The sequence below is a fragment of the Alistipes sp. 56_sp_Nov_56_25 genome (genome assembly GCF_001915285.1).
GTDB lineage: Bacteria > Bacteroidota > Bacteroidia > Bacteroidales > Rikenellaceae > Alistipes > Alistipes shahii.
Genome location: NZ_MNQF01000041.1, coordinates 1 through 6,289, shown reverse-complemented (window position 1 = coordinate 6,289; position 6,289 = coordinate 1). Strand labels below are relative to the sequence as shown.

The following is a 6,289-nucleotide window of genomic DNA, read 5'->3' as shown; positions in this document are numbered from 1 at the left end:
CCAGTGTGTCCACGACCTTTCCGACCTAAAATCGGAGAGTAACAAGCGAGCAACAAATGCGGTACAAAAATGAGCTGAAAAAGCCCTATAAACGATAACCATCGCTTATAAGGCTAAAAAGAAAGGCGCTCAAAATGAACGCCTTGATAATCGTTGATGATATATGCTAATCGTTGGTAATCACCACTTATTTGCCTGTCGGCGGAAATAAATTCCGAGGATATTAGATATGCGCTATTCCGGGATCGCGCCGGGTTACTGCGCGATCTTGAAGACGCTGTCGAGCCTCTCGCTCAATGCCGCCATATCCTGCCCGATCTTGTCATTGGTGATTTTAGCATAGATTTGGGTCGTGGTGATCCGTTTATGTCCCAGCATCTTGCTGACGGTTTCCAGGGGTACGCCCTGCGCAAGCGTAACCGTCGTGCGAAGGTGTGCCGCATGTTTGCAACATGTCGTAAGGACATGTTCATCGTCTTGTAGTAGCGTTTGATCGGGAAGACCTTATTACCTTCCAGATGCAGGTCTTTATAACGGTCGTAGATCATTTCGGCGACGGGAAAAAGTTTTACCCGAAATTGCATACCTTTTCGGCCGTAACATACGGTTGCAGAGGCGTTGATACTACTTGTGGATATTGGTCTTGATATTTTCCAGTTTCTCGTTGACGCACTGCGATTCGAGGCTTTTGCCGGAGGCTTTGTTCGCCTTGGCATTCCAAAGAGAAGAACGAACGGTGAGTTTGCAACTGAACTGCGACATCGTACCGTTGATCGTAATGCGGCCCATGACGGGAACCTGACTCGATTTTCGGACTGCCTTTTCACGTAGAAAAGGACTTTGAAAGTACTGCGTTGCATAATAACCTGAACTTTGTGGCTTGTTAAACGTTAAGTCAAGTTGTTTGTTATGCAGAAATTCGATGCAACACGCTGAAAAATACTGCCTTAAATGCAAATCAAAGCATTTCGGGCAGGTAACGGATAAGTAACGAAACTCACCGTTAAACCTGCCCGATTCTGCTTTTTTATTGTTCGGAGCATATGCAGAAGAGAAAGTTAAATACCTGTAACCAGGTTGTTTACTCTTTTCTGCACTTTCGTTTACCTACAAATACCGGACCCGAAATGAATCGGGTCCGGTCGCTGTTTTCAGGCGTCTATGGTTAGAACTTGTATGCCGCGCCGATGCTGATGACTACGGGGTTCTTGCGCCAGTCGTCGAACATGGGCTGCCATTTCAGGCCGGCCGAAAGGTCCCAGTTGCGGGCTACCTCGAAGTCGAAACCGCCGCCGATGTTCAGGCCTGCGGCCCACTTGCCGATGTCATTGGCCGTGAAACCCACTGCCGGATAAACGCTCCAGCCTTCGCCCAAGTGGAAGACGTACTGCGCGTCGACGCTGATGTCGATCGAACAGCCGCTGTGCAGCAGCGCCGTCAGCGACGGTTCGATACGCCAGTTGTCCGTGAAGCTGTAACGTCCGAATGCACCCAGACCCACCACGGCGTCACCCGTGTTGGTGTAGATGTTCATACGCGGGCCGAGCGCCCAGTTGCCTTTGTCCTGCGCCGATGCTGCCGTTACTGCGAACAGCGCGACGATCGCCGTTAAAAGAATTTTTTTCATGTTTCGTTTTTTTATATTGAATAAACGTTATTTCAAACTGTTTGCCAAAACAAATATAGGAAATTTCCCGATTGCGGCCAAATATATTCAATGAACCCGACTTTTTTATAAATAAAAAGGAGGTCCGCGACAATCGTGCGCGGACCTCCGGAGTGTGTCGCCCCGAGGGGGCGTGAAATGCTACTTCTGATTGAGTGCGGCGTGTGCGGCCGCCAGGCGTGCGATGGGCACGCGGAAGGGCGAGCAGCTCACGTAGTTCAGACCTGCGTAGTGGCAGAACTCCACCGACGAAGGTTCGCCGCCGTGCTCGCCGCAGATACCGCATTTGAGGTTTTCGCGGGTTCCGCGGCCCTTGAATACGGCTTCGCGGATCAACTGGCCCACGCCGTTGCGGTCGAGGATCTGGAACGGGTCGTTTTTCAGGATGCCCTTCTCCAGATATACCGGCAGGAACTTGCCGATGTCGTCGCGCGAGAATCCGAGGGTCATCTGCGTCAGGTCGTTGGTTCCGAACGAGAAGAACTCGGCGACTTCGGCGATCTGGTTGGCCGTCACGGCGGCGCGCGGAACCTCGATCATCGTGCCGACCATGTAGTCGATCTTGTCGTTGCGCTCCGAGAACACCTGCTCGGCCGTCGTGTCGATGATGTTCTTCTGGTAGCGCAGTTCCTTGTGGTTGCCCACCAGCGGCACCATGATCTCCACGTGAACGGGGATGCCTGTGGCCTTGACGTTCATGGCCGCCTCGATGATGGCGCGGGCCTGCATCTCGGTGATCTCGGGGTAGGTGTTGCCCAGACGGCAACCGCGGTGTCCCAGCATGGGGTTGAACTCGGCCAGCGACTCGACCTTGGCGACGATCTTCTGGAGGGGCACGCCCATTTCGGCGGCCATCTCTTTCTGGCCCTTCTCATCGTGGGGAACGAACTCGTGCAGCGGGGGATCCAGAAGGCGCACCGTCACGGGGTAGCCGTTCATGGCCTTGAACAGCCCCTCGAAGTCGCCGCGCTGGATCGGCAGCAGCTTGGCCAGCGCCACGCGGCGTCCGGCTTCGTCGTCGGCGAGGATCATCTCGCGGATGGCCTTGATGCGGTCGCCCTCGAAGAACATGTGCTCCGTGCGGCAGAGTCCGATGCCTTCGGCGCCGAAGGCGAATGCCTGTGCGGCGTCTTTCGGGGTGTCGGCGTTGGCGCGGACCTTCAGCACCGAATATTTTCCGGCGAGGTCCATCAGCTGTCCGAAGTCGCCGCTCAGGTCGGCGGCCTTGGTGGCTACCTGACCGAGGTATACTTCGCCCGTCGAGCCGTTGAGCGAGATCCAGTCGCCCTCCTTCACGGTGAATCCGTTCACCTGGATCGTGCGGGCTTTATAGTCGATCTGCAATTCGCCGGCGCCCGATACGCAGCATTTGCCCATGCCGCGGGCCACGACGGCCGCGTGCGAGGTCATGCCGCCGCGTGCGGTCAGGATACCTGCCGCGTCGAGCATGCCCTTGAGGTCCTCGGGCGAAGTCTCGATGCGCACCAGAATGGCGCGCTGGCCGGTTTTCTCCAGCACCTTCTCGGCGTCCTCGGCGAAGAACACCACGGGACCCGTGGCGGCTCCCGGCGATGCGGGCAGGCCCTTGGTGATGACCTGCGCATTGGCGATGGCCTTCTTGTCGAAGACGGGGTGGAGCAGTTCGTCGAGCTTCGCAGGCTCGCAGCGCAGTACGGCGGTCTTCTCGTCGATCAGACCCTCGCGCAGCATGTCCATGGCGATCTTGACCATCGCCGCGCCCGTGCGCTTGCCGTTGCGGCACTGGAGCATCCAGAGTTTGCCGTCCTGAATCGTGAATTCGATGTCCTGCATGTCCTTGAAGTATTGCTCCAGGTGGTGCTGGATTTCGTCCAGCTCCTTGTAAACCTCGGGCATCACCTCTTCGAGCGAGGGGAACTTCGCCTTGCGCTCCTCCTCCGAAACCTTCTGGGCCACGGCCCAGCGCTTCGAACCCTCGATGGTGATCTGCTGCGGGGTGCGGATGCCGGCTACGACGTCCTCGCCCTGGGCGTTGATCAGGTATTCGCCGTTGAAGAGGTTCTCACCCGTTGCGGCGTCGCGCGAGAAGGCTACGCCCGTCGCGGAATTCTCTCCCATGTTGCCGAATACCATGGCCTGTACCGATACGGCCGTGCCCCACTCGGCGGGGATGTTGTTGAGTTTGCGGTAGAGGATGGCGCGTTCGTTCATCCACGATCCGAACACGGCGCAGATGGCTCCCCACAGCTGGTCCCACGGACAGGTCGGGAAATCCTCGCCGGTCTGCTTCTTCACGGCGGCCTTGAAGTTCTTCACCAGCTCCTTGAGGTCGTCGGTCGTCAGGTCGGTGTCGTTCTTCACGCCCTTCTTGGCCTTCTGCTCCTCGATGATCACCTCGAACGGGTCGTGGTCTTCCTTCGAAACGGGTTTCATGCCCAGCACCACGTCGCCGTACATCTGTACGAAGCGGCGATACGAATCCCAGGCGAACCGCGGGTTGCCCGTGCGCTTGGCCACGGCCTCCACGGCCTGGTCGTTCATGCCCAAGTTGAGGATGGTGTCCATCATGCCGGGCATCGAGGCGCGTGCGCCCGAACGTACGGATACGAGCAGCGGCATCTCCTTGTCGCCGAATTTCATGCCGGTCAGTTTCTCGATGTTCTTCATCGCCTTTTCGACCTCGGGGCGGAGCATCTCGATGACGGCCTCTTTGCCGTGCTTGTAGAATTCCGCACACACTTCCGTGGTGATGGTGAATCCCGGGGGCACGGGGATGCCGATAAGGTTCATCTCCGCAAGGTTCGCACCCTTGCCGCCGAGCAGTTCACGCATTTTGCCGTTTCCTTCGGCCTCTTTGTTGCCGAAGGTATAGACCCGTTTTACGTCTGCCATAACTTTTTTGGTTTTGAATTATAGTATAAATATAAAAATTTTTTCTTTTACCTCACCCTTAAAGCCGAAAAATTGCGGTGACGTTTCCGTTACCGCATCCGTAAAATGCATTTCCGTCGAAGGGATTGCGAAAATACGAAAACTTTTCGAAATATCCAAAAAATTCTACCGGATGTAAATGAATACCGGAAGCGAATAACCGTAGCCGCCGCGATAAACCCCGCGGGAGTAGGTCGTGAGGGGGTTACCGCTCTTTTGGTCAACCAGATAGCGGCGTGCGAAAACGTCGCCCTCCGAGGTGGTCAGCGCCGTGTCCGCGAGGATACGGTCGCGCATCTGCCACCGTCCGCCGCGCCGTACCGTGCCCCGTCCGGCCTGTTCGGCGCGCCGGGTCGCGTCGCGCAGTCCCCAGCGTCCGGGGTCGGGGAGATCCGAGCGTCCCAGCACGATCAGTTTCACGTGCGGACGCTCCGCACGCAGGTCGCGCACGACCCATTGGGCCATGCGTGCGTCGCCGCACAGCGCCAGCCCCACGGTGTCGCGTCCGAGTTCGCCCTCGACGTAGAGGTAGCGGCGTCCCGGCTCGTCGCGGGTCGGGTAGAAGAGGTCCCCGTAGTAGAGCAGCGCAAAATCCATTCCGTCGAGCGAATTGAGCGTGCGGTGGAGGTAGGAGTAGTCGCCCCGGCAGGCGGCGGCGATGTCGCGCACGACCTGTTCGTTTTCGACGCCCCACAGGGCGACCAGGGGCAGGGCCATCGAGTCGATCACGGCAGCCGTGTTGCGGATTTTACGCGCGTAACGCTCTGCGGTCCAATGCAGACGGCCTTCGGGCGTGTAGTCTGCGTCGTCGTAGAAAAGCGCCGGGACGGTGTCGTAAATCCGGTCCACGTCGTAGAAAGCGATTCCTATGGGGCGTTGCCCGTAAGAGTGGCAATTAAAAATTAAGAATGAAAAATTGAGAATTATCAGCAGACGCAGCCACATGGTTCCGCTGGTTTAGAGAGGTTGTTCGGGCAGGAAATCGCGGGGCGAGCAGCCGAGGAATTTGGCGATTTCGTTGATGTGGTTGAGGTTGTATTTCGAAGGACTTTTGGGGCTTTCCACTTGGCTGATAAATCCGTCGCTCACCCCGATTCCGTAGGCTAAAGTCGCTTGTGAAACACGTTGAGCCATCCGCTCTTTGCGGACAGCTGCACTGACGTATTTATCGAACGCGCTTTTCGGTTTCACAAACATCTGTTTAAATATTGTAAAACTAAAAAAGATGCCAGAGTGAAAGTTTAGTTATAACTTAAATTCGCTTACGTATAGGTAGATGTTTTATCTCTTTTATCGGATTTATGGACATTTTGTGTTTCGTTCGCCCCAGCCTCCCCCCTGGGGGCGAACGACGGGCGCGGTGCGCCCGGAAGATTATCCGCACCGGGAGGGATGCGTCCGGGACAAGTGGGAAGCACAGAAGCCTACGACCGCCCTTGCGAGCGGTTTAAACCGCCGCATTCTCGCTTGGAGCGGAAAAAGAACGTTGTGCAGGCGGAGCGTTAAAAAACGGGGCCGGTTTGCTTGCAAACCCGCGAAGGCGCCCGTTTTAGCGATGCCAAACAACGTTCCCGCGAAAGCGACATGCGGATGGTTTTGGGTACCTTTTGCCACCAAAAGTACAACAAATCCTCAAAACGGGCAAATAAGCGTAGTGGTATTGACAATCAGGCTGTTTTTCGTTTCGGTTCGCCCTGTAGAAGCTTTCGAATG

7 protein-coding genes are annotated in these 6,289 nt (G+C 56.4%); 1 reads left to right on the top strand and 6 read right to left on the bottom strand.

Translation table 11 applies throughout. The features are described 5' to 3' along the window. Positions 1-255: 255 nt before the first annotated feature. From BHV64_RS08860 to BHV64_RS08835, 6 genes are all read right to left on the bottom strand, one after another. Entirely contained in the window at positions 256-378 is a 123-nt protein-coding gene (locus tag BHV64_RS08860) for a hypothetical protein (protein ID WP_288115751.1), read from the bottom strand. A gap of 246 nt (positions 379-624) precedes the next feature. Then, positions 625-789 carry an Arm DNA-binding domain-containing protein gene (locus BHV64_RS08855; RefSeq protein ID WP_254886389.1) on the bottom strand — a complete coding sequence of 55 codons (165 nt, stop codon included), beginning with the start codon at positions 787-789 and terminating at the stop codon, positions 625-627. 376 nt (positions 790-1,165) lie between these two features. Further along, complete coding sequence (locus BHV64_RS08850) at positions 1,166-1,627, bottom strand: outer membrane beta-barrel protein (protein WP_147620342.1); 462 nt, start codon at positions 1,625-1,627, stop codon at positions 1,166-1,168. Between the two features lie 180 nt (positions 1,628-1,807). Beyond that, positions 1,808-4,537, bottom strand: a complete 2,730-nt coding sequence (gene ppdK, locus BHV64_RS08845; RefSeq protein WP_015546685.1) for a pyruvate, phosphate dikinase — start codon at positions 4,535-4,537, stop codon at positions 1,808-1,810. Between the two features lie 165 nt (positions 4,538-4,702). After that, entirely contained in the window at positions 4,703-5,521 is an 819-nt protein-coding gene (locus tag BHV64_RS08840) for an endonuclease/exonuclease/phosphatase family protein (protein ID WP_015546686.1), read from the bottom strand. 12 nt (positions 5,522-5,533) lie between these two features. Then, positions 5,534-5,773 carry a helix-turn-helix domain-containing protein gene (locus BHV64_RS08835; RefSeq protein WP_015546687.1) on the bottom strand — a complete coding sequence of 80 codons (240 nt, stop codon included), beginning with the start codon at positions 5,771-5,773 and terminating at the stop codon, positions 5,534-5,536. 327 nt (positions 5,774-6,100) lie between these two features. Here BHV64_RS08835 and BHV64_RS08830 point away from each other — a divergent pair. Next, positions 6,101-6,289 (top strand): hypothetical protein (locus BHV64_RS08830; RefSeq protein WP_288115750.1); only part of this gene is annotated, 189 nt, incomplete at its 3' end.

Excerpts from the sequence above, each read along its gene's own strand:
- BHV64_RS08860 (WP_288115751.1), bottom strand. The coding sequence starts at position 378 with ATGCTGGGACATAAACGGATCACCACGACCCAAATCTATGCTAAAATC.
- BHV64_RS08855 (WP_254886389.1), bottom strand. The coding sequence starts at position 789 with ATGGGCCGCATTACGATCAACGGTACGATGTCGCAGTTCAGTTGCAAA.
- BHV64_RS08850 (WP_147620342.1), bottom strand. The coding sequence starts at position 1,627 with ATGAAAAAAATTCTTTTAACGGCGATCGTCGCGCTGTTCGCAGTAACG.
- ppdK (WP_015546685.1), bottom strand. The coding sequence starts at position 4,537 with ATGGCAGACGTAAAACGGGTCTATACCTTCGGCAACAAAGAGGCCGAA.
- BHV64_RS08840 (WP_015546686.1), bottom strand. The coding sequence starts at position 5,521 with ATGTGGCTGCGTCTGCTGATAATTCTCAATTTTTCATTCTTAATTTTT.
- BHV64_RS08835 (WP_015546687.1), bottom strand. The coding sequence starts at position 5,773 with ATGTTTGTGAAACCGAAAAGCGCGTTCGATAAATACGTCAGTGCAGCT.